At 34.3% G+C, this 24494-nt stretch carries 19 protein-coding genes and 1 pseudogene; 11 read left to right on the top strand and 9 right to left on the bottom strand.

Annotated features, from left to right (window positions below; genetic code table 11):
* Positions 1 to 135: 135 nt before the first annotated feature.
* The 3 genes from tsaE to AASI_RS00580 all read left to right on the top strand — a co-directional run bounded on the left by tsaE (position 136) and on the right by AASI_RS00580 (position 3750).
* On the top strand, positions 136 to 588 hold the full coding sequence (gene tsaE / locus AASI_RS00590; RefSeq protein ID WP_012472339.1) for a tRNA (adenosine(37)-N6)-threonylcarbamoyltransferase complex ATPase subunit type 1 TsaE: 453 nt from the start codon (positions 136 to 138) through the stop codon (positions 586 to 588).
* A gap of 145 nt (positions 589 to 733) precedes the next feature.
* A complete protein-coding gene (locus AASI_RS00585) occupies positions 734 to 2359 on the top strand; it encodes a hypothetical protein (RefSeq protein ID WP_012472338.1) in 1626 nt (541 codons plus the stop codon).
* A 302-nt stretch (positions 2360 to 2661) separates the two neighbouring features.
* On the top strand, positions 2662 to 3750 hold the full coding sequence (locus AASI_RS00580; RefSeq protein WP_012472337.1) for a mannose-1-phosphate guanylyltransferase: 1089 nt from the start codon (positions 2662 to 2664) through the stop codon (positions 3748 to 3750).
* Between the two features lie 370 nt (positions 3751 to 4120).
* Here AASI_RS00580 and AASI_RS07845 read toward each other — a convergent pair.
* A pseudogene (locus AASI_RS07845) lies at positions 4121 to 4815 on the bottom strand (transposase).
* A 745-nt stretch (positions 4816 to 5560) separates the two neighbouring features.
* Between AASI_RS07845 and AASI_RS00575 the strand changes: the two are divergent.
* From AASI_RS00575 to AASI_RS00545, 7 genes are all read left to right on the top strand, one after another.
* Positions 5561 to 6193 carry a hypothetical protein gene (locus AASI_RS00575; RefSeq protein WP_044282698.1) on the top strand — a complete coding sequence of 211 codons (633 nt, stop codon included), beginning with the start codon at positions 5561 to 5563 and terminating at the stop codon, positions 6191 to 6193.
* A gap of 76 nt (positions 6194 to 6269) precedes the next feature.
* Complete coding sequence (locus tag AASI_RS00570) at positions 6270 to 7286, top strand: 3-oxoacyl-ACP synthase III family protein (RefSeq protein ID WP_187146275.1); 1017 nt, start codon at positions 6270 to 6272, stop codon at positions 7284 to 7286.
* A 64-nt stretch (positions 7287 to 7350) separates the two neighbouring features.
* Complete coding sequence (locus AASI_RS00565) at positions 7351 to 9120, top strand: thiamine pyrophosphate-binding protein (RefSeq protein WP_012472332.1); 1770 nt, start codon at positions 7351 to 7353, stop codon at positions 9118 to 9120.
* A gap of 53 nt (positions 9121 to 9173) precedes the next feature.
* Entirely contained in the window at positions 9174 to 10421 is a 1248-nt protein-coding gene (locus tag AASI_RS00560; protein ID WP_012472331.1) for a Glu/Leu/Phe/Val dehydrogenase dimerization domain-containing protein, read from the top strand.
* A gap of 184 nt (positions 10422 to 10605) precedes the next feature.
* A complete protein-coding gene (locus tag AASI_RS00555; protein ID WP_012472330.1) occupies positions 10606 to 12918 on the top strand; it encodes an F-box protein in 2313 nt (770 codons plus the stop codon).
* A 363-nt stretch (positions 12919 to 13281) separates the two neighbouring features.
* Positions 13282 to 13470: a hypothetical protein gene (locus AASI_RS00550; protein ID WP_012472329.1), complete on the top strand. Its 189-nt coding sequence runs from the start codon at positions 13282 to 13284 to the stop codon at positions 13468 to 13470.
* Between the two features lie 42 nt (positions 13471 to 13512).
* Entirely contained in the window at positions 13513 to 14277 is a 765-nt protein-coding gene (locus tag AASI_RS00545; protein ID WP_012472328.1) for a leucine-rich repeat domain-containing protein, read from the top strand.
* A gap of 551 nt (positions 14278 to 14828) precedes the next feature.
* Here AASI_RS00545 and rpsP read toward each other — a convergent pair.
* The 4 genes from rpsP to AASI_RS00525 form a co-directional block, all read right to left on the bottom strand.
* On the bottom strand, positions 14829 to 15188 hold the full coding sequence (gene rpsP / locus AASI_RS00540) for a 30S ribosomal protein S16 (protein WP_012472327.1): 360 nt from the start codon (positions 15186 to 15188) through the stop codon (positions 14829 to 14831).
* Between the two features lie 73 nt (positions 15189 to 15261).
* Complete coding sequence (rpmA, locus tag AASI_RS00535; RefSeq protein WP_012472326.1) at positions 15262 to 15525, bottom strand: 50S ribosomal protein L27; 264 nt, start codon at positions 15523 to 15525, stop codon at positions 15262 to 15264.
* 7 nt (positions 15526 to 15532) lie between these two features.
* Positions 15533 to 15844, bottom strand: coding sequence for a 50S ribosomal protein L21 (rplU, locus tag AASI_RS00530; RefSeq protein ID WP_012472325.1), 312 nt, complete (start codon positions 15842 to 15844; stop codon positions 15533 to 15535).
* 251 nt (positions 15845 to 16095) lie between these two features.
* The gene (locus AASI_RS00525) at positions 16096 to 19395 is read right to left on the bottom strand and encodes a hypothetical protein (protein ID WP_148204904.1); all 3300 of its coding nucleotides are present in this window, start codon (positions 19393 to 19395) and stop codon (positions 16096 to 16098) included.
* Between the two features lie 510 nt (positions 19396 to 19905).
* Between AASI_RS00525 and fabG the strand changes: the two genes are divergently transcribed.
* Positions 19906 to 20652 carry a 3-oxoacyl-[acyl-carrier-protein] reductase gene (fabG, locus tag AASI_RS00520; protein WP_012472323.1) on the top strand — a complete coding sequence of 249 codons (747 nt, stop codon included), beginning with the start codon at positions 19906 to 19908 and terminating at the stop codon, positions 20650 to 20652.
* On the opposite strand, the gene AASI_RS00515 is transcribed toward fabG, so the two are convergent.
* The 4 genes from AASI_RS00515 to radC all read right to left on the bottom strand — a co-directional run bounded on the left by AASI_RS00515 (position 20645) and on the right by radC (position 24475).
* Positions 20645 to 20929, bottom strand: a complete 285-nt coding sequence (locus tag AASI_RS00515; RefSeq protein WP_012472322.1) for a cell division protein ZapA — start codon at positions 20927 to 20929, stop codon at positions 20645 to 20647. The genes fabG and AASI_RS00515 overlap by 8 nt on opposite strands.
* A 6-nt stretch (positions 20930 to 20935) precedes the next feature.
* Positions 20936 to 21226: a hypothetical protein gene (locus AASI_RS00510; RefSeq protein ID WP_012472321.1), complete on the bottom strand. Its 291-nt coding sequence runs from the start codon at positions 21224 to 21226 to the stop codon at positions 20936 to 20938.
* Between the two features lie 9 nt (positions 21227 to 21235).
* The gene (gene pheT, locus AASI_RS00505; protein ID WP_012472320.1) at positions 21236 to 23656 is read right to left on the bottom strand and encodes a phenylalanine--tRNA ligase subunit beta; all 2421 of its coding nucleotides are present in this window, start codon (positions 23654 to 23656) and stop codon (positions 21236 to 21238) included.
* An 87-nt stretch (positions 23657 to 23743) separates the two neighbouring features.
* A complete protein-coding gene (gene radC, locus AASI_RS00500; protein ID WP_012472319.1) occupies positions 23744 to 24475 on the bottom strand; it encodes a RadC family protein in 732 nt (243 codons plus the stop codon).
* Between the last annotated feature and the right edge of the window lie 19 nt (positions 24476 to 24494).

Genomic DNA, 24494 nt, shown 5'->3' with positions numbered 1-24494 from the left:
CAGAGAATAAATCTCTAATTCAATATAATAGGCCTCAATAGCATTAGCATAATCTTAACATTGAAGAAGTAAAAAAATAACTTTTTAACATTCTCTAAAGTATAGCCAAATAAGTATTGCGTAAAATATAAAACCATGCAAGCATACGAACCTCTTTCAACTATTACCTATTTAAATAATCTTGAGGAAGCAGCAAAACAACTTCTCAGTTATGCAGGTTCTTGTAAAATTTGGTTGTTTACAGGTGAGCTAGGATCCGGTAAAACCACACTTGTACAGGCTATATGTAAGCAACTAGGAATAAGAGAATATATATCTAGCCCCACCTTTTCGTTAATCAATACTTACCATTTAACTTCTGGAAATTTAGTGCATCATGTAGATGCATATAGGTTAGGAAGTATAGAAGAAGCCATAGAGATGGATTTCCCATACTACTTTGAAACAGGCTATTGCTTTATCGAGTGGCCTACAAAAATACCTCAGGAAATTATACCTACTCCGCATATTAGTATTGAACTAATCCATCATGATGTCAATGAGAACATGAGAAAGCTATATGCCAAATGGATTACAAACACACATTAAATGATATTTATAGGCTGCTAAGTAGCCTTTATAATACTTATATTTAGGTAATTCCATTGATATATAATTTTATAACATTATCAATACTATTTGTGCAATTTAGTATTTAAATTAGGGTCTTAATATACCTTTAAAATTGGCTTTTATGAGATTAATTTTTAGTAAACTATATACAATTTCCTCATCAAACATTACTATAACACTTGGTATAGTCTTTTTATTCTTCATCAATGCTTGTGATTGTTCAAACCCTAACCAGGGGCTCCCTACCTTAATTAATGGCCCAAAGGATCATAAGAAACCGAAGCAAGAAGCTGTTGTAATGAATGTTATACCTAATAAGTTAAAGGCCGGTGAGAGAGAAGTAAAAATTAATTTTACACTTTCAGATGGTTTTACGGAAGCTAGGCTCAAAAAATGTAGATTAAAAATTACTTATTATACAGCAACAGGTATCAATAAAGATAGTTACATAACCTATAGAAATGCTATGTCAATGGAAGTTCGAAAAGCAAGCCTAGATCAGGAGTTGAGCGAATTTTATCTTACATCAGTAGAACAACATAAATCTTTTAGCCTACCAATTATGCTTGTGCCAAATTTTACGCCTGGCATGGATGTCCTTGACCTAAAAGTAAATTTTGAGCTTCTTGATGAAAAGCGAAAACCGTTACAAAAGGATCAAGTAAGCTGGGAATCGCAAGCAGAACCTCCTCATAAATTAAAGTTAGAACCCTACAAAGAAAATAAGCTATTAGAACTAAAAGAATATAAAATATTAGAACTGGAAGAAATAGAAATACATGGAGAAAATAGAGAGTTTACTGTGCAGGTGAGTAATTTGGGAAGCAATATTACGGAATCTGATCAGTTAAAGTTAGCTATAAGCAGGGTAGAAGGTAATCATGCTAGCCTAAGTATAGATGAGGAAAATAGCCAAGATCAAGAGCTAGATTTAGGGACAATAGCAGACAATACACATATTTCTAAAAGAATTACCATTTCTCCTGGGCAGGATGAAAAAGCTAAATTTTTGTTACAATTATTATATAAAGGAAAAGAATACGATTTTTTATATATAGAGTGGAAAAAGGTATCTCCTCATATTCGAGCTGAATATTATAGGAGAGATAATCATATAGGATATTTTATTGACAACTGTAGTTTATTACCAAAAAAGGTTCTAAAAGTATCTTATAAAAATATAAGTAACAATCCAGTTACACTGGGTGGGGTTACAGAGAAATTTATCTCATTAGAAAACTTGAGGACTTTTGATCATGCTAGCTTGCCTATAAAATTTAATAATCAGCCAAGTGCAGAATTTGAGTTTGAGTTGTTATACATGGATTCTGTACTATCAACAGCGTCTATTGTAGTAGAAAATCTTCAGCTAAAGATTATAGATCCACGGGATGGTCAGATGATATATGGTAGTAATCAGGCAACATTTTCTATTAAGAATTTAAGCGGAGCACGTGTCAATATAAAAAAAGTGTACATTCAATGTGCAAGTGAAAGGAAAAATGCTGCAACTTTTATATTTGCAAATCCAGCTAATGGTGAGATAATTGATGCAGAAACCCCAATTAGCTTGTCAAAGTATATCCATAAAGAAACTTTAGAATCTGAAGAAAAAGTAGAACTTCTCATACAACTTAAAGACACTCATTCTCAGATCGGTTCATCTGTTAACTTGCAAATCCAAGAGCATTATAATGAGAAGGTTACATTTTTGGATGAAAAGACCTTAAATTGGGTGCAAAATTAATTGTTTATATCCCTATCAGTATACGATGTAAGCTATTATATTATTTAGCTTAAAGTTAGATTTTATTTATTTAGCAAACAGAGTATTTTGTTTGAGTATATTTCCCTAAGGCATAGGCTTAGCTTTAATCAAGTTGGGTGCTTACCAAGGTAGAGAGTACCAACATTATAGATATATCGGAATATATATAGTTATTATTATACTATAATCAAGGATCTATAAAATGTATAGTAGGCTGTATTAAAATTAGTAAAAAGAAAATTACATTTTCTAATTTCTAAATATAGCTAATAACTCAAGATATGAATAGGCAATATGATACCCATATAGTCATTATGGCTGGTGGCAGTGGACAACGCCTTTGGCCTTGTAGTACCCAATCTATGCCTAAACAATTCCATGATTTCTTAGGTGCCGGAAAAACTTTTTTACAAGCCACAGCTGAAAGGTTCATGCAAGTTATTCCTCAGCAGAATATATGGGTAGTTACCCAGAAACGTCATGTGGCAACAGTTAAGAAGCAGCTTCCATGGATAAATAAACAGCAAATTTTAGGTGAGCCTATTTCTAAAAATACAGCTTCTTGTATAGCATATGCTTGTGCTACCATCAACAACTATTATCCAGAAGCAACCTTGGTTATAACGCCAGCTGACCACTATATTCAACAAGAACAATTATTTATAAATCTTATTCAACAAGCTTTACAATCTGAGTATACTTCTTTATCAATTACCTTAGTAGGTGTGCCATGTAAAAATCCAGCAACAGGATATGGTTATATAGGTTATGATAACCAGGAAAAAGGCACTGTTAAACCTATAACTGATTTTGTAGAAAAGCCTCCTAGAGCTCAAGCTGAGGCTTATATAGCACAAGGTAATTATGTTTGGAATACAGGTATTTTCATTGGTAAATTAAGTGTATTTATAAAAAGTTTACAAACATATTTGCCACATATTTGGGCTGCTTTTGAACGGTTAAATCTTCTTCTAAATGTAAGTAAAAAGAAATACCAGGTATCACTGTTAAACTTATATAAATCATTACCTAGTACGTCTTTTGATCATGGCATTCTAGAAAAAGCAGACCAGCTGTATCTAATATGTCAAGATTTTGGATGGAAAGATTTAGGTACTTGGAATGCATTATATGAGCATTTAGATAAGGATAGAAAGAATAATGTTTGTCAAGGACAAGTTGTTACCTTATTAACTAGTAATTGTTTGATAAAAGGAAACGAGGAACAGCTGATTGCTACATATGGTCTGGATAGTTTGGTTATTGTACAACATCAAGGTGTACTTCTTATCTGTCCACGAAACGAAGTTCAAAATTTAAAAACATTGGTACAACAAATAGATGATGAAGGATATACACCATATTTGTAATTAACGTTTCATATTCAAACTCTAAATCAGTAATATAATTGTTAAAAGTATTCTGCTGTTTTAGCCAATCATCAATATGAATCTGATATTGTTAATTTAGGATAGCTTTGTTAAATTAAAAGGAGAAACCCTAAATTCTTTCTGAAACCCCATAAAATCTAGATATAAACCTATTTAAACACAGCTAAGTGATAGGCTTCGGAAGAAGTCTACTACGAATATCCCTAAGTGTAACCATATTAAATGTTTAGTCCCTTAGTGAAGGTATTAATATGCCGATGAAAAAGCTGAGGATTTTTTTGACATTGTTGCTCTAAAAATTGCCAAGGGGCTTTGCCTATTGGAGGCTGCCTAAAAAGGTAAAAATGAGTCATAAAAGCCTTTTAAGCATGAGCCTGATCATAACAATTTTAATATACGTTTCAGAAGATTTGGAATTATGATCATAACCTTTAGCTAATCTTCTAAAAAAGTTTAGCCAAGCAAACGTACGCTCGACTACCCATCGCTTTTTAGAATACTAAACCCATTTGAGAGCCGTTGTATGACTTGTAAAGTATAACCTAGCACTGCATAAGCCCAAATGATACATCCTTTCTAGTATTCTCCCTCCATCTACCCATATGTGTTTGATAGAGGAGAATGCATTAAGAAGGTGAATAAGTAAAAGATGACATCCTCTTAAGTCTGATAGGTGGGCTTTGTGTACTACTACACAAAGTATATAGTGTATCAACAATAATATGCTGCTTACGGACTTTTACTTTTTTGCTGCACCATAACCTTTCAACCCCTTTTCGTGCTGTTTTAACAGAACGACTATCCATAATGTCAGTACTAGGAGATGCTTGTTTGCCTGATTTCCTCTTACTTGTAAATGAGGCTTACCATGAATTAGGCCCCATTTTCTACTCAAGCGCCAGCGTTAGTATAAATCCTAAACCTTTTCCATAAAGGAAAATGGGTAAGTAGCATATGTCATTCACAGCCTGCATACTTTAAAAAAATGGGGTTTAGTACTTCTCTTATACTACATTTACGTGGTCGGCAAGGACCTATATAAATAGCTAATGGTTTTAGTCTGGTCCATTATATATCTGTTAAATCACTAGTATATCTGACCGCTTAAAATTCACTAACTAATTTTAAAAATTTTGTCTGCTTTTCTTACCTAAATTCTCCTTTTTAGACAGCCTTTTAGAGTTCTACATTCTTTAAGGCTAGCTTAAAACGCTTATTTTATTTACTAATCAGCCGTTATTGATAATTTTGTAGATAGGGTAGTCCGTAAATACGCGTACATAACATAACATTTTATATCAAAACGAAGCCTATCCAGGCACTTTTAGAATTAAATATATAAGATATGGCAAACAATTTAGAATACGTAGTTATCATAGAACAAACGGATACTCGCTATAATGCATATATACCAGGATGTATAACAGTAAGGGCTATCCAACTGGAAATAAAAGGAATATTTAAAAGGCAATTCTTCTACATTATTTAGAAGTAATGCAAGATGGAACAGCGGGGATATGTTTCTCAAGGGAGCATCTGTTCTAATTATCTAACATAAAGCCTCAATAAAATTACGATCATTTTTCCCATGCCTGCCTTTAGTAGCACGCAATAAGAGAGCGAGCTTTTTCCATTTAGCATTATCTATTACTATGTAAAATTTAAAGCTATTAATAATAGAATTTATTAAAAAATTTGTTAATCTCCAGACCAACCTTTATTATTAGAGTCATATTTAATTCATAATTTAAAAGAAAAAACTAATTGGCCTTATAAAGCCCCAAGCACAATGGAATTAAATACGACTAAAACTGAGTTCAGTAATATCAAGCATATACATAGGATCGAGAATTGTCCTTTTAGCGAAATGAAAGAATTAGCATTAGAGCTAACTCATTCTGTCTACCCTCATGATGAAATATATGGCGAGTATTGTACAATTGAAGAGTATATTAATTGTCCACCTGAAAAGATCTTTTCATATCTTGCCGATCATTATAATTTGGCTGAATGGACCTATAGCTTGCGCAACTTTAGGCCTAATGAAAATGTTCCAGAACAGATCGTGGGGAATGATGTTATAGGTGCTCACACGAAAATCTATGTAAAAACAATTAGCAATAGGGAATCCATGACAGTAGATTACCATTGTGCTTGGGACCAAGGCGAAGAATTATGGATGATTTATTTAATGCGTGTTGTGCCTGCGCAAACCGTATTAAAAAAACCTGGTTCTGTAGTATTATGGACCAATTGCCACCATCCTTATTATGATAATAATCCTTTTTCGGAAACTGCTCCACCATCGCGCCCAGTTTGGGTAGGTGATTTATGGCCTATGTTCTATGCTGGACATTACATTGAAATGCAAAATCTTAAGCATATTCTAGAATACCGGCATAACCAATCAAAAAGTTCATAAAGGATTTTAACGTATTACTCAATTCAAAAAAATCACCATCCTTTTTAATAGAATAATTATCATGCAAACTGTAAGCTTGATTAAGACTGCAAGTTATTTACCAGAAAGAGTCATTACTAATGATTTTTTTTGCTCTGCTTCTATAGAAGAAGCAGAGAGGGAGCTTAACCCAATGTTTAGAAGGGTTAAACAAAGACGTCATGTTTCTGATACAGAAACACCTACCTATATGATTGTAGAGGCTATTAATAAATTACTTGATGAGTTAAATTTAACACCTCAACATGATATTGATATGATCCTGACGAATGTCAGCGTACCAGAAGAAATATTTATGGGTTGTGGGGCCATAGTTGCGAAGAAGATTGGTGCTAGACCTAAGTTTGTATTCGATTTTCATCATTCCGGCTGTATCTCATTTGTTACTATGCTTGATTTAGCCAAGACCTATATCCAAAATAACCAAGCAAAAAGTGCTATTATTTGTAATGTACAAAATAGTGCTGGTTGTATATTTGGGCAACTAAGCACTAGAAATAAACCTCATGCTCGTGTTCCCGGTGATGGTTGCGGTATAGCTTATATATTAGCTAGTGAGGAAAGTCCTATTTTATCTACTGTTCAATATTGTTATCCAGAAAATGCAGAAAGTATGTATGGAACTAGTGAGGATGGAAGAAAACATTGGCAACCTGGCAATGGAGAACTTTACCTTGATTTTAATGAAGCAAAGATTGTGCATACCATAGCTGCAGGCAACAAGATTGTGCCTATGGCAATCAGTGCCGCCTGTAAACAAGCAGGGATAACTCATGATGACATCGATTTTTTAGTTACTACACAGCCTAGTGCATTATTTCTGCGTAATTGGCGAGAAGCTGTACAATTATCACCAGAAAAGCATATACAAACTTTTGCAGAGCTGGGTAACTTATTTGGTGCGGCTATTCCTATTAACTTCACATACGCAATAGAATATAACCTTTTTCAACCGAATAATAATATAGTCTTGGCTGGTTTCTCCCATGCTGGAGACTTTGCTGCTGCTAGCGTTATTAAGTGGCAGGCTAGTTCAGCTCTTAAAAAATGCTAAGCTATCCACCAGATTTATCCAATAAAAAGATCATGATAAATTTTTCTAAATCCCTACGTAGTATATGAAGCCGGAGAAGCTCATATTAGCTGATGCACTCACTTTATTTTTAAAAGACCTAAATACTAAATTTATATTTGGTGTAAGCGGAGCTAATATTGAACACCTGCATGATTCGATTTATAGATTAGGGGATAACAAACTATCAGCAATTTTAGCAAAGAGTGAATTTTCAGCCTCCTTTATGGCTGATGGATATGCACGTACCCACAATACCTTGGGCGTATGTTGTTCGACATCAGGAGGAGCTATGGTCAACCTTGCCGTTGGTATAGCCGAGTCTTATGCAGATAATGTGCCCGTGTTAGCAATAATTGGTCAATCACCCACCTTTCTTGAAGGAAAGGGTGCTTTTCAGGATTGCTCAGGAAAAACAAATACCCTAGATGGGTTATCCTTTTGGCAATCTATTACAAAATATGCAGTTAAGATCACTCGGCCTGAACAATTTTGGGATAGTGTTGAACAAGCATTAAAAAGTGCTTTTCATAAAATTCCAGGGCCTACTGCATTACTGATCCCTCGCGATTTATTTGAAGCTGAAGTACACCAGCGCCCTAACCACCTTTCTACGAATTTAATTGATTATCGTGCTATCCATCCTCATAAATCATCTTCAATCCTAGCACTAAGAAAGTTATTACAGCAGGCACAAAAGCCATTGATGATAGTTGGCAAGTATGCAAAGTACTATCAAGCTGCTGAGAGAATTAAAAATTTTGCTCATACTTTTAATTGTATGGTGGTTACTACTTTAGCAGACGTTAATGCATTTGCTCATAATCACCCTCTTTATTTAGGAATGGTAGGTATTTGTGGACATCTTAAAGCACATGATTTTATAAAGGATGATGCTGATTTGATTATTGTAGTTGAAGATGATTGTTCGGTCATGACCACCACAGGTGTTATGAGTAGCTTAAATAATACTCCATTAGTTTATCTCGGTACTGATTCAACCAAAGCATGTGCTGCAGTACAAGTTGATTTAGCCATAGAAGGCGATATACAACTTATTTTGGACCAAGTACTAGCTGACTATAGCGGGCCTGCCTTAGCCAAGTACGTACAGGTGAGCACTCCAATGGAAAACCACATCCAAGCTAATTCCCACCTTCTTACTGATAAACAGCATGGCAATGCAGGCTTGTCGGTCAGTAATGCTATAGAGAGTCTAGCAAAGTTTCTACCTAATGTGAATCAGGTCTTGTTTGATGCTGGCAATTGTGTGGCAGCGACCTCCCATTTTCTAAATTTTCCAGCACATATAAAAACTGTCATTGCACTAGGTATGGGAGGAATGGGGTATGCTATTCCGGCAGCCATAGGCGCTCAATTAGGAAACAATGCCGCTCAAAAAAGTATGGTATTTACAGGAGATGGAGGGTTTCTGATCACTGGACTAGAAATACAAACAGCTGTAGAATACAATTTACCTGTCTTATTTATAATCTTCAATAATAATATGCATGGCATGTGTGTTACCCGCCAACAATTATACTTTGATAAGCGTATAACTGCTTCAAGCTATGGTAAAATTCATATTGCTGATTTAGTAAAAGGGCTTGGTAGTCAAGAGAATCTTTGGTCTAGCTGTGTGGAGGATATTCTAAGTTTGGAAAGTAGCTTACACGATTATTATACCCATCATAGTTGTAAGACAGGAGTATTAGAAATAAAAGTAACAATCGAAGAACTACCTCCTTTTATCCCTTTTCTAGTGGCAAAAGGAGAGATGCAAGTAGACAATAATAAAATGTTGCAAAATGTATGAAAAACAATACATTAGCACAAGTAATGTTTAGCAAGTATTAAGAGTAGTAAATTATGCAAATTTTAGATAACCTAGCAGCTAATTGTAAGAAACATAATCATTTACCGAAAATTATTTCATGGCAGGATAAGCAAACATCAGCTATTGGATGGATTGTGATAGATACATTAGTAAACGGTATTGCAGGTGGTGGTTTGTTTATGCATGAAAATGCTACGTTACAAGAAGTGGCCGATCTAGCACAAAGCATGTCTTATAAAAATTGTATAATTAAGGACCCACAAATAGGAGGGGCAAAAGGAGGCATTAAATTTAATCCTAAAAATTCTGAAGCTAAAAATGTATTAACTAGATTTTTGATAGACCATAAAACCATTATCGAAAGTATGTGGTGTACGGGCGGCGATTTAAATACTACAAATGAAGCTATCGAAGCTATTGTTAAAAAAAATCTTGGATTACCTACAGCTTTTATATGTTTAGCAAAATCTATCAGTAATGTTGAAAAAATTCCAGATCAGTCACCGTATATGTCTAGTAGAATAACAACTCCTTTTAATGAACTATTTAATATTGGAGATTGTGCAACTGGCTATTCTATTTGTCAGACTATAAAATTTGTTACAAGCAAGACCCCAAAAGTAATCATACAAGGATTTGGTAAAGTAGGTAGTAGCTTGGCATTTCTTTTACAAGACTTACAAATTGCTACTATCGTGGGTATTTGTGATAAGGATGGTTTTATTTATAATGCACAAGGAATTGACGTACTTCCCTTAATCAAAGCCAAATTCTCTCCTAAATACGATTCTTTTTTACCATTAAAAAGCCTACTTAATCCTGAACAGTGTCATACATATCATTGGACAACTGCTACAAATAGCAATGAGAAAACACTTAGTAATTTTTTTAATAGTGTTAAAGCTGATATATTTAGTCCTTGCGCAGACAGATATAGTATAACTGAGCAGGCTATAAAACATTTTATAGATGACAAATCCCAAAAATTTATAATTAGTGGGGCTAACAATCCTTTTGTATCTATAGAGGTTATAAAATTTTGCCTTCAAAATAATATAGTGGTTATTCCTGATTGGGTTTCAAATGCTGGTAATGCTATTCTATTTGTTGAAGCATTAAGACACCTGCAATGGGACCATAATGCTGTTGGGGATATGCTTAAATTAATTAAGAACTATGTACAACAGTTTCTAAAGGAGGCTAAGTTCATCCATTCAGTAGATAGAATTTCTTTATTTGAGAGTTGTTACCAAATAGCACACAAAAAAAGGCGTTCTTAAATTAAGATAATTTAAGTATAAATAAAGTATCAATTACAGGATAGCCTAGCTTTTTCTTTTATATTTTACCTAACAATATCACTTTAAGTATTCAAAGTGTATAATTTTCACCACTAATGGTATTTATATTTTCAAAAAAAAGCTAATTATGTTTTAATATACACTTCTCATTAACCTTTAATTTATGAAAAAAGCTTATTCAGTAGCCCAGCAATATATAAACTATGTTTTATTTGTAAGCTTATTTTTACAAAGCTGCTGTGGTCTCAATAATCCACTTATTCCAATTCGAAAGGAACAAACAGCACCTATACGAACTGATGTACAAGAATTAATACCACAAATCAACATTGAGTCTTTAATAGGTCAAGAACTTATAGCCCAAGGAGAGCATATTGTTACTTTTTATAAAGAAGCAGGTAAGGTAAAAGCAAATGTAAAGATAAATGCACCAAAAGGGTTTAGTAAATTCCACGTGGGAGCAGAAGTATTATTAGAAAAAGAAGCAGAATGTATGAATTTATCTCGGTTAAATAAACAAGCACAACTCCGCCGCATCCATTTCCAATCAGGGCAAGTGGGTCAGCCTGCTAAAGTAATTATCTATAAGAATGCAGGATTGATGGGAGGTGGAAATATTATTGTTAAGCAACAGAGCAATCCAGACGAAGAAGAAGATTATGAAGATGAGGAAACAGAGGAGCAAACAACAGAAGAAGAAAGAGAACATAAAGGAAAAAGGGAAGAGGAGGTAAAAACAGACGGGAAAATACAAAAACAAACATCTGTAATATTTAAGCCAAGAAGAGGATATCAAGAGGAAGCTACACTTCAGGCAGATAGTAATACGGGAAGTTATCAAGCTTTGTTAACAGCAGCTATAAATGGAAATGTAGAAGCGCAGCTCCAGCTAGCACAAAAGTCATATCAGGAAACACTAATATGTTTGCATAAAGCCGTGGTCCAAGATTATAGAGGTGCCACGATGTTATTAAAAAAGATAAAGCTATCTAATATTGGTCAGGAGGCGCAAGAACGAGAGATTCCTATAGAAATATGGGGCAGAATCTTATCACATGTACCGTTAGAAGATATATTCTCTGCTAGATTAGTTAATCACCTTTTTTATGAGCTTATTACAGGAGATAGGAGCATAGGTATGATTGGGCTAAAAAATAAGCTTAAGCCTATAGCACATGGATACCGTTGTGCAATAGACAAAATTATACATTTTCGTAGTGATAAACTAGTCAAACTTACACCCCAAACCATACCTAGCTTTCCTTTTTATTGTTTAATGAGACATGTTACGGATTTACCAGTAGCCTTTTACCCACATTTAAAAGATACGGATATACATACGCTTGAGTTAAGAAATAAAGCAGGAGCAAAAAGGGCAATAGAATTAGCTAGAGCGCTACAAGGGACGCAGGTGCATACGCTTAATTTAAGGTTTAACGAAATAGGAGCAGAAGGGGCGATAGAAGTAGCTAAAGCGCTACAAGGAACGCAGGTGCATACACTTGATTTGGTCTATAATCAAATAGGAGCAGAAGGGGCGATAGAAGTAGCTAAAGCGTTACAAGGGACGCAGGTGCATAAACTTGATTTAAGTAATAATCAAATAGGAGCAGAAGGGGCGATAGAAGTAGCTAAAGCGTTACAAGGGACGCAGGTGCATACGCTTAATTTAATGGGAAATCAAATAGGTAATGAAGGTGCGATAGAATTAGCTAAAGCGCTACAAGGGACACAGGTGCATACGCTTTATTTAAGACGTAATCAAATAGATAATGAAGGGGCGATAGAAGTAGCTAAAGCGTTACAAGGGGCTCAGGTACATACGCTTAGTTTAAGCGATAATCAAATAGGAGCAGAAGGGGTAATAGAATTAGCTAATGCACTACAAGGGACTCAGGTACATACACTTTATTTAAGTCATAATCAAATAGGTAATGAAGGGGCGATAGGATTAGCTAAAGCGTTACAAGGGGCTCAGGTATATACACTTGATTTAAGTCATAATCAAATAGATAATGAAGGGGCGATAGGATTAGCTAAAGCGTTACAAGGGACGCAGGTGCATAAACTTGATTTAAGTCATAATCAAATAGATAATGAAGGGGCGATAGGATTAGCTAAAGCGTTACAAGGGACGCAGGTGCATAAACTTGATTTAAGTCATAGTAAAATAGATAATGAAGGGGCGATAGGATTAGCTAAAGCGTTACAAGGGACGCAGGTGCATACGCTTAATTTAATGATTAATGAAATAGGTAACGAAGGGGCAATAGGATTAGCTAAAGCGCTACAAGGGACACAGGTGCATACGCTTGATTTAATGGCTAATGCAATAGGTAACGAAGGGGCAATAGGATTAGCTAAAGCGCTACAAGGGACACAGGTACATACGCTTGGTTTAAGCGCTAATCAAATAGGCAATGCTACAAAACAATTACTTGTCGAACAATATCCTCATATTAAGTGGAAGTTTTAAAACAATAAGCCTAACTATATTTAATAGAATTGTTGCTGTGATAACATTTAAAAAAGATCGTAATCCCGAAGCTTATAACTCTCAAAAAAGGAAGATTTTAAGAGATAGGATATTCTACAAGTAAAAGCTGTGAAAAGGCTATAAAAATTGTCTAATATTCTCGTCTTATAAAATAAGGTCTTATAATCTTAACAATTAGTTAATACATGAGAAATCTTTTACTCCTCATTATTATTACTTTCTGCTTTCCCTGTTGAGCTTTTTACCTATAAAATTAATTTTTAAATATGGTTTAAAGAGTAGAGTATTCTTGCGAAGAAAGCAACTACATATTATTATAGGTTCCTTATTAATTTCTAAATCATGAAAAGTAATTCTTCGCAACTTATAGTACGTTTTTTACTTATAAGCTTATTCTTACAAAGCTGTGGTGGGTCAACCAATTTACCTATTCAAGAGCAAAGAGAACAACTACTAGCGATAGAAGGACAAGTATCCACAATAAGAGGCAACCATGGGCAGGAACAAGAAAGTAATACACACTGCCTATGATTATGCCAGAGTTATGGCAAGAGATTTTTTCTTATTTAAACTTTGAGGGTATTAGCAGTCAGGTCAGTTAACAGTGATTGGAACCAGCTTATCACAGGCTTTAGGGTAGCAGGTATAATCGGAATTGAGAATAAGCCACAGCATATTATTAATACTAGCGGTTGGGCATCAAAAAAGGAAATAGATTTTAGCAGTAAAAAATTAAGCACATTAACCTCTGCAACCATTCCAAGCTTTGCCTTTTATCACTTAATGGGGTATGTAGAGAATTTACCTCAAATATTTTGGCCTTGTTTACCAGCTACACACATATATACCCTTGATTTAAACAATAATGAGATAGGAGCTGCAGGATCTGGTGAACTCGCTAAAGCCTTACCAGCAACACAAGTGCATACCCTCCATTTAGGTTGGAATCAAATAGGAGCTGCAGGATCTGGTGAACTTGCTAAAGCCTTACCAGCAACACAAGTGCATACTCTTCATTTAGAAGGTAATCAAATAGGAGACGCAGGAGCTCGAGAACTTGCTAAAACTTTACCGAGCACCAAGGTTCATACTCTTCATTTAAGTGTCAATCGAATAGGAGATGCAGGAGCCAGTGAACTTGCTAAAGCCTTACCAGCAACACAAGTGCATACCCTTCATTTAAGAAGTAATCAAATAGGAGGTTTAGGAGCTATAGAACTCGCTAAAGCTTTACCAGCTACGTGTATGCATACCCTTGATTTACAATACAATAAAATAGAAAAGGCTACGCAGCAATTACTCTTGGAACAATATCCGCATATTAGGTGGAAATTTTAGAAGAAATAACCATTATATAAAAATAAAGGTTAAACTACAAGATATCCCCGCTTTCTTGATGTGGATTTTATTAGACCTTTTGCATAACCCTATTTACAGTTATATAGAATGGGTTTTTATACAAAGTTTTTTGAGGATGCGGATATATAAGAATTTTATTATTTAAACTTCGCTAAAAAGAACATATAAAGCAAAGCTAATTAAGTAGTGAGGGGGATATTTTATAATAAAATAAACTGGGGCAGGAGATTTATATTATTAGAAGAGGATAGCTATTTTGTAAGTCTTGTTAGATTAAATATAATGCCTCCTTTTGCCCCTCCTATTTGTGGGTCCTTAATTATACAATTTTTATAAGACATGGTTTATGCTAGATCGGCCACTTCTTGTAACTGAGGATAGCTATTATACATCAATAGGCTTACCCACTTACTACTATGTACTTTTACTTTTAGAAGGGAGTTAAGAAAGGGAAACCGCAGTAAATGGATAAATTTACCGCGGCCTATAAAAGCTAGGTGTATTTATTCTGCCTTGCTTGCTAGCAGTAGCTAGGCTTTGAACTTGCCTGGTTTTTGTGTTTTAGACTCTTTCCAAACAAGGAATCTTTTGTCTGCTTCCTCTTGTGTAATAGCACCTTTTTTCACACCTATTTGAAGATGTCTTTTTAGTAAGATACCTTGAGAGGATAAAATATTCTTAACAGTATTGGTGGGCTGCGCACCATTAAATAACCACTGAATTACTTTATCTTCATGTAGTACAACGGTACTAGGGTTTGTATTAGGATTGTAATTGCCTAATTTTTCTATGAAACGCCCATCTCTAGGTGCTCTTTGGTCAGCCACCACAATATCATATAGTGCTAATTTCTTACGTCCTTTTTTTGCTAATCTTATTTTTACAGCCATGGTAAGTTATTCAACAGATTTTTATGTAATCTTTTTAATTAAAAAGATTTAAAGTATATAGATAATAAGTTACTTAGTTATCTTTTGCCGGTTCTACCGATACATAAGATTTTCCTTTAGTCCCTTTTTTAAAGAGGACAGTTCCCTCAAGTAATGCATATAATGTATGATCTTTACCGAGTCCTACATTTTTGCCAGGATTATGCTGGGTACCTCTTTGTCTTACAAGGATATTTCCTGCTAATACATGCTCCCCTCCAAATTTCTTAATACCTAAACGTTTACTAGCCGAATCTCTACCATTGCGGGTACTTCCCCCTCCTTTTTTGTGTGCCATTGTCTAATTATCTTAAGATATTTTGAATTAAAACTTTCGTATAACCTTGTCGGTGTCCTTGTTTGGTTTTATAACCTTTTCTTCTTTTTCTTTTAAAAACAATAATTTTATCGCCCTTTACATGCTCGATAACCTTACCTTCTATTTTAGCACCTGCTACAGTAGGATCACCTACTTGTATGTCTTGATCGTTTTGTAAAAGTAAGATCTTATCAAAAGAAACAGAAGAACCTGCTTCCTGATCCATCTTGGGAGTATATATGTATAAATCCTTAGTTACTTTAAACTGTTTACCAGCTATCTCTACAATTGCGTACATGAGTTATAAATTGAGCTATAAAATTCTTTTAACGCCTATAAAGTTAATATTTAATAAGCGAAGTAAAAAATAACTATTATAAATATTATTTATATATAACTATATAAAGTAAGGTCTTAGATTAAATAAATATTAATTTTCTTCTTTCTATCTATCAATAAATTACTTTAGAATAGGATTTAAAGTAATTATAAATCAAGCAATCATATGCTTAAAAGTATATCTATTTGCTTATCTCCCATAACTACTCATCAAATTCCCAATTTTCGTCTTGCTTTCGGATTCTCATTAGAATTATTTTTTTTATGAAAAAATTTCTGCATACGTCTAGGCGTTTCTATTTTAGGAGAAGCAAAAATCTTATCTAATTCGATTTGGGAAATGTTTGTATTAGTTTCATTTGACTCTCTGTTTACTTTTATAGGCGTGTCCATAACTTCTTTTATACTTTCATAAGCTTTAATGGCTTTTTGAGTTATTGTTTCTGTATTTGTAGAAACACCAAATTTGTCCTCTAGTTTTAAAAGTGTCATAGCCCAAGCCTTTATAGAAGTCCTATCTGCATTTAATGAAACTACTCCCATAAGGCCATTAGTTTTAGATCCTTCTTTTATATCTTTAATTTTTTGAGCAAAATACTCCACATTTGCACTAGCATAGTTTAAGGAATTTAAAATATATTCTTCAATATCTTTATTTGATTCCTGAATATTTCTTAGTTTCTCTGTTTGTGTGTCTCTGCTTGGATTATCAATACTACCAATATTCTCAAATCTATTTTCGAGGGTGTTTCTAAGCTCGAGCTGCTTATCTATAATTTTCTCTGCATTTTCTTCCCAAATCTTTAAATTTAGTTGTTTTCCTTTTTCAAGAGTCTCAATATGTTCTTGAATCGTTCTAATTTCCACAATAATTGTTTCTATCCTATCTAGATCTTCTTCTGTATCTATTAGTTTTTGGAAGTTAGTCCACGTTAACTCATTGCCACCTATTATTTCATTATTGTTATCTAATATTTTTAGCGTAAACGTAGCAGAATACTCATTGCCTACATGAGCTATTTGTAAAGAAATCTTTGTAGTTTCTCCTTTTATAAAGTTATCTTCATCTATAAACTCCTTTAAGGTTGTATCAATCCTATTTTCTATACTACCATTTAACTTAAATTGAATATTTTTATCATTTGTGAGCTGGATTCTTGTTGTATTTGCATCTAATGTAGGGCCTGCATTCAACAATGTAATTCCAATAACCTCTTCATTTGTGAAACTAAGTTTTTCAAAGTTAAGTTTGATGAGGTTCTCTTCCTTTTTCCATAATACATCTTTTCTAGCTAATTCATTCGTACCCCGTTTTACAATAAGCGTAATAGTAGCTTCTTTTTCTCCATTGGTATTAGCTAGTTGAAAGCTAATGGGCTCTGTTGCTTTAGCTGGCTGTAATAAGTTAAGATGAGCCACTAGTTGATGTAAATTAGGGGTTTTTCCTATTGTAGTATTACCTGCATCTAGCAGTGTAAACTCAGCGTTATTACTGCTCAATAGTTCTATATGAATACTTTCAGTATCTATAGAGTCGAGCGGATTTAAATTCTTTAACTTAAAAGTAGCTATATCATTGTTTATAAAATCATTTAGTTCTATAATTTCTAAGGTGGCTTCTTCCCAGCTTATGCTAAGAGGATTAGTAGTGAGGGATTTTCCTTTGTACTCAATATCAAAATTAAATTGCGCTCCTCTACTTCCATTTGAATTAATATGTAACGTGACTTCATTACCTAAAGCACCAAGGTCTTCACCAGCCAATTTATCTATAGATTCTTTTCCTGAAGTTAATGCAAGGTAAGCGCTATTTCTTGACAGATTAGTTATAGATAGGCTTAATTTACTGGTGTCTATATGGTCTAATGGTCGGCTGTCTGCCCCAAGTTCTATTTTACATTTTATTTCTTGTTGTGATCCCATTAGCCTTAAAGGTGTTAAAGGAACTATGCTTAGTTGCACAGGTTTTGCTTTGAAATTTTTTACTTTTGTTTCATGTGTGATAATATTATCGTTATAAATTAATTCAAATTTAAAAGATGATTCGTCAGCATATTTGAAGTCTATAGCCAGTTTCCTATCCCCTGTTTCTCCATTGTTTCCAGGTATCTCTCCTAAATCTATTGTAGCTGAAAGGCTGTTTTCCAACAAAGCAGTTTGGCCGTCTAGATTATCATCCTCACTTACATTACTATATTTTAATTTAACTTTATTAGTGGTTTTACGAGTGCCTTTATTTTTTACATTATAAATAATTAATCCGTTGGCTTGGTCATAAACTAACTTGTCAATATATAAATCAATATCTTCATCATAAAAGGTATGGCTCTGTGTTATAGTAAAGCCTTCTTCACAGGTTATTTTAAATTCAAAATCAGCACTCTTATTACCATTAAAATCCAGTTTTCCTAGAACTTGATTCTCTAATATGGCACCTGGGTTTAAATTGTACAGACTTTTTATTCTTGGTGTGCTTCCTATAGTATTACCATCTAGCTTGATACCTGCTGTTTTACTGCTATACTGAATCTTTAAGTTACTTGCCACTATTGAACCTGTATTAGCCACTGTATAGATAATTGACTGGGTAGCTTTGTCATGTTCTATACCACTCAAAGTTAGCTCAATACCTTTTTCCCAACTTGCCTTTATTTCATTGCCTATGAGCTCACCTTTGTATAGTAACTGTAAGGTATATTCGGCCTTTGTATCTTCATTTGGAATTATATTTAACCCTTGAATGGTACTTTTATTATCAATTAGCTTGCCTAAGGCTATCTCGTATTCGTTGGTATTGGTTGTAAGAATAGCGCCATTAATAACAGCAGATGTGCCTGTTGTTCTAATTGCTTTTAACTTAAGTTGATTGGCTTCTGGTTGCTGTGTTCCCAAATTAGAAATTTTGAGCTGGATGGCCTTATTAGCACCTTGTATATGCTCAGGACTCATTCTTTCCAATGCTAGTTTTATAGGTTGCTTTTCTTCTTTCCAGGTTACTTTTATACTATTGCCGATTGGTTGATTTGCTGCATCTAAAAGTGTAAATTTAACTACTAAGTTGGTAACACCCTCTCCTGGCTTTATCTTAAAACCTACTTTTAGGGGAGCATCTCCAGGAACTAATTTTTCATCTTTTGTAAAGTGTATAAGTTTTTTGTCTACAAATGTATCTTTTTTGGGGGCAGGCTTTCCATCTACATAGGTATTATACTTTATTTTGCTGCCTGTGCCACCTTTTTCTTTTAAAACGGAAGTTTGCAATTTAAAGTTTTCTAATAGTGCTTCTTTGGTGTTATCTGAAAGGTTAAAGAACACTTCAGTTGTTTGTGAACTTCCCATTAGCTTGGTATCGCTTATGGTCATTGTTAAGCTACCAGCCTGATTTGTATCTATTCCCGCTTCCGCTTGTCTGCAATTACAAGCAGCTATATTAAACCCTACAATTAATCCCATTATTTTTATCAAAGAGATATAGGTATATTTATTGGAAGTCTTTTTTGTTAGGTACATATAGTTTATTAATGTAAAATCTACTAGATTTTTTAAAGTGACCGCAAATATGCGGATTATTGTTGATAAATAATAGTATATCAAACATGCTTTTTGTATTTTGTATATTAAGTAGACATAATAATGTCAAAACTGTATTCCCTTTCTATAAACTTCTATGTATCCATAAACTAAGCAGAGTTGGGAACTTAATTAAAAAGGTAGCGGATGCTCTTAGATAGCTACTAGACCAAGAAGAATAATTATGTACAGTGAAGTATACAAGTTTAAATATAGCCTATACAATAGTAAATGAATAAAAGGGTAGTAGGATGTAGCGTAAGGTAATATGCCAACAGTGACGATAACAAATTCTACAAAGAGATTTATGTCCGATAGAGTTAGTGTTTTATCTGTTAATTATAATAGTTTTTTCCTACTTTTGTTGCTTTAGAAGCCAGTTGTATTCTTGATAAATGTGCTAGGAAGTCAACAGAATACCACAGATTTTTGTATTAAAACTAGAAAATAATGAAACAATTTATAGGTAAAACAGCGCTTATTACAGGAGCTTCTCGAGGAATCGGAAAATCAATTGCTCATGCATTTGCAGAGCAAGGAGCCAATATTGTATTTACCCATCTTTCCAGTGAAGAGCAAGCTCAAGCTGTAGTAGATGAATTAAAAAGTTTTGGTGTAAAAGTTTGTGCCTACCGATCTGATGCATCCAATTTTACTGCAGTTAATGACCTAGTGCAAGAAATTATAAAAGAATTTGGCGGGTTGGATATACTGGTAAACAATGCAGGAATAACTAGAGACAATTTACTATTACGCATGGGTGAGCAAGATTGGGATGATGTAATACAAGTCAATCTAAAATCTGCCTTTAATACAGTAAAAGCAGCTGCAAAGCCTATGATTAGTCAGCGCTCTGGATCTATCATTAACATTAGTTCTGTGGTAGGTATTAAGGGTAATGCAGGGCAGGCAAACTATGCTGCTTCTAAAGCAGGTATGATTGGTTTTACTAAATCCATTGCTTTAGAGCTAGGATCAAGAAATATTCGTTGTAATGCTATTGCCCCTGGCTTTATACAAACAGCTATGACAGAAGAGCTACCAGAAGCTACTGTTGCAGAGTGGGTTAAACATATTCCTTTAAGGAGAATGGGGACTACAGAAGATGTGGCTAAGTGTGCTTTGTTTTTAGCTTCTGATGCAGCTAGCTACATAACTGGCCAGGTTATTCAGGTAGACGGAGGTATGCTTACATAGTACTGTCGATCAGTTGTAGCATAGCACTGATTCTTTTAGATATAGCTTGTTGATCTTCTGTTTTTGACTTTTTTACCTTTTGGCTATCTACTAAGCAATCAAAAGCCACCATAGCTAACAGATCTTGTATATCTGTTATGCCGAATTTATCCCTGTAAGCTTTTATCTGGCTATTAATTTGCTCTGCTGCTTTCCTTACTAAAGCCTCATCTTTAGGGTGTACCTTCATAGGATACTGTCTATCGTAAATTCTAATTTTAATAGCAAGTTCTTCCATACTCCATTAGTTAAGTTTGTCTAGAAAATCTATACACTCGCTTATCTGTTTTATATAATGTTCTAGCAGCTTTTTTATATCCCCATTCTCTACTTGTGTGAGTTGTTGTAAGGTATCCTTTGTTTTTCCTTTTTTGTGAATAAGTGGATGTTGCTGCTTCTGTAAAGCAATGGTACTACGTAGCTGCTCATTCTCTTGCTGTAATTGCTCTATTAATAGTTTTTGTTGAGCATACCTTTCTTTTAGTTGGATAAGCTTAGTTTCTAACTGTTGTATAGCTGCATGGAGTTGCTCCATAGATTTCTTTTATTCTCTAACAATAGCACCCAGCTTCTGTTGAAAATCATTCATTAATCGTGCCATGACTTGATGAATAGTTTTCTCATCTAAAGTTTTATCTTTATCCTGTAAAGAGAAAGATAACGCATAAGCTTTTTTCCCTTTTGGGAGGTTGGTGCCTTGGTATATATCAAATACATACATATCCTGAATAAGAGGTTCTGCTTGTTCTGATAATACATTCTTTATATCCTCCAATAAAATATGTTCATCTATTACTAAAGAGAGATCTCTTTTTACCAATGGAAATTTAGAAATAGGCTTGTAATGTAACTTTTGAGTAGGGTATAGGCTCAGCTGGTCTATATCTACCTCAGCGAAAAATACTGGCTGGTTAGCGTCTGCCATCTGGAGATATTGTTTGCTAACTTGGCCCATTATAGCAAAAGAAATGCCTTGGTAAATAAGTTCTACCCCAGCTTTATAAATAGTATTGCTAAATGGTTTTTGATCAAATGTGTTTACTCCCCACTTAGCTAGTAATAGATGAATAATAGTATTTAGATCTTGGAAGGTTACGTCTTTAGGTTGCCTAATCCAGTTAAGCGCTTCTATCTTTCCAGTAAGCCAGATTCCAAGTTTGTTTCTTTCTATATATTTGCCATCTTCTTGATGATAGGTTTTCCCAAATTCGAAAAGTTTAAGATCAACCAATTTTCTGTTTATATTGTGTGCTATCACTTCTAATCCAGATAATACAAGGTTGTCTCTTAATATGTTTAGCTTATCGCTCAGTGGATTTAAAAGCTTTACCTTTGTTTTTTCTGTTCTATTATCAGCTATTTTCCCATCATGTACAAAGCTCAGTGAATTAGTACATATTTCTTGATAGCCGTTGGCTGTTAAAATAGGAGCTAGTGTTCGTTCTAACTGATAAGGTAGTGGGGGCTTGGTTGGTGCTAGAAATGTACTGCTCATTCGTGCTGGTAGCTGGATATTATCATATCCATAAATACGTAAAATTTCTTCTATAACATCTACTTCTCGAGTTACATCTACACGGTAGGGTGGTACTATGGCTATAAAGCTAGTTTGATTGTTGATTGTTATTTCTATATCGAGATTCTGAAGTATGTGATGAATGGTTGTTTTAGGGAGAGCTTCTCCAATTAGCTTTTGAATATTAGTATAAAATACTTCAATATGTGAAGGCTTGATTGGATGAGGATATATATCTATTAGTTCTGAAGCTATTTTACCACTAGCTATTTCTTGTATAAGTAAGCCTGCTCGTCTTAAAGCAGTAACAGCTACATTAGGATCTATCCCTCTCTCATAACGAAATGCTGCGTCAGTTTGTATTTTATGATGCTTGGCAGCACTCCTAATAGTCGCAGGAAAGAAATAAGCACTCTCTAGAAAAATATTGCTTGTCTCTGATTGTATGCTGGTGGATATGCCTCCTAATATACCTGCTAATGCTATGTTATTTTGCTGATCTGCTATTACAATTTCCCCTCCAGTAAGCTCTCTATCTACATTATCTAATGTAACTATTCTTTCTCCTTTTGTTGCTAATCTTACATGAATCTCCTTGCCTTTTAGCTTATCATAATCAAATGCATGAAGGGGCTGCCCTAACTCATACATTACTAGGTTAGTTATATCAACTATATTGTTGATAGATGATAAGCCTATTGACTTAAGTTTAGCTTGAACCCATTGAGGAGAGTCTTGAACCTGAACTCCCTTTATAACAATACCTGCATACCTAGGACAGGCTATAGCGTCCTCAACACTTATTTTAATAGGTAATAGTTGCTTGTCATCTTGTGGCTGTATTGTTAGTGTAGCAGGATATTGTATCGGTTTATTTAATAAAGCACGTAAATCTCTAGCAACACCTATGTAAGAACAAGCATCTATTCTGTTGGGTGTAAGTTCTATAGTGAGTATTTTATCTGTTGATAAATTAAAATAATCACTAAGTGATGTGCCTGGTGATAAATGAGTGTCTAACCATAATATTTTTTCATGGCTTGGCCCTAAGCCCATTTCATCTTCTGCACAAAGCATGCCTTCAGATATTTCTCCTCTGATTTTAGCAGATTTAATTTTAATGCATTCACCAGTGTGGGTATATAAGGTAGTACCAACTGGAGCTACTGCTACCTTTTTACCTATCTCCACGTTGGGCGCTCCACAAACAATCGATAAAGGTTTGCCTGTACCAATATCTATCTGTGTACAATGCAGCTTGTCTGCATTAGGGTGTTTTGTACAAGCTACAATCTGCCCAATTAGCATAGTACTTAGGTCAGTTTTAATGGGTTTAAAAGACTCTATATGGGTTACTTCTAAACCACCTTTAGTAAGTAGATTGGAAATTTCTTCGGGAGTTTCTGAAAAGTTAATATATTCTTTTAGCCAATTAATAGAAATTTTCATATTGCTTTAAGGTTACTATACAGTATATAGCGATTTCTTGTAAAGAAAATGTTTTATATCTAATCTAGCTAGCTTACGACAGTATTATTATATCACCACATGCTCGTCTGCAAAGCTAAAATAGGTGTCCTCTGTAAAAATGATATGGTCTAAAATAGGTATATCTAAGATCTTTCCTCCTTTTACAAGGCGCTCTGTTAATTGTATGTCTAATTCACTTGGCTTAGGATTATTAGAAGGATGATTATGTACCAAGATTATGCTGGCAGCATGATGGTCTATTGCTGTCTTAAAAATAACTTTAGGATCTACTGCTAGCTGTGCAGTACCCCCACTACTTATTAAATGCTTTTTAATAACGTAGTTAGCACGTGTAAGGGTTACAATCCAGAACTCTTCTATGACCTTATCTGATAGTTCCATTCTCATGAGCTCATAAGCTTCCAACGAGCTGGTGATCCGTGGTTTTTGTAACTTTTCTTTGGCCTTTCTCCTTCTACCTAGCTCCATAGCACTTACAATAGATACAGCTTTTGCTTCTCCTATACCTTTAAATTTTTGGAGTTCTTTTACAGATCGTTTAGCAAGCTCATTTAAATCATAATTATGGTGTTTTAAAATAGCTTGAGCCAAGCCTACAGCACTTAGATTTTTGGTGCCTGAGCCAAGCAAAATTCCAATCAACTCTGCTTCGCTTAGTACACTGGGCCCTTTTTGTATTAATTTTTCTCTAGGACGATCTTCCTTAGCCCAATCTTGTATCTTTAAATAAGATGCTTCTGTGTTTTGGCTTGGTAAGTTAGAGTTGTTGTTTTCCACGGCATTTATGCAAATAAAG

The sequence above is a fragment of the Candidatus Amoebophilus asiaticus 5a2 genome, assembly GCF_000020565.1.
GTDB lineage: Bacteria > Bacteroidota > Bacteroidia > Cytophagales > Amoebophilaceae > Amoebophilus > Amoebophilus asiaticus.
The sequence above is the reverse complement of the archived record's forward strand: the minus strand, read 5'-3'. Positions and strand labels throughout refer to the sequence as shown.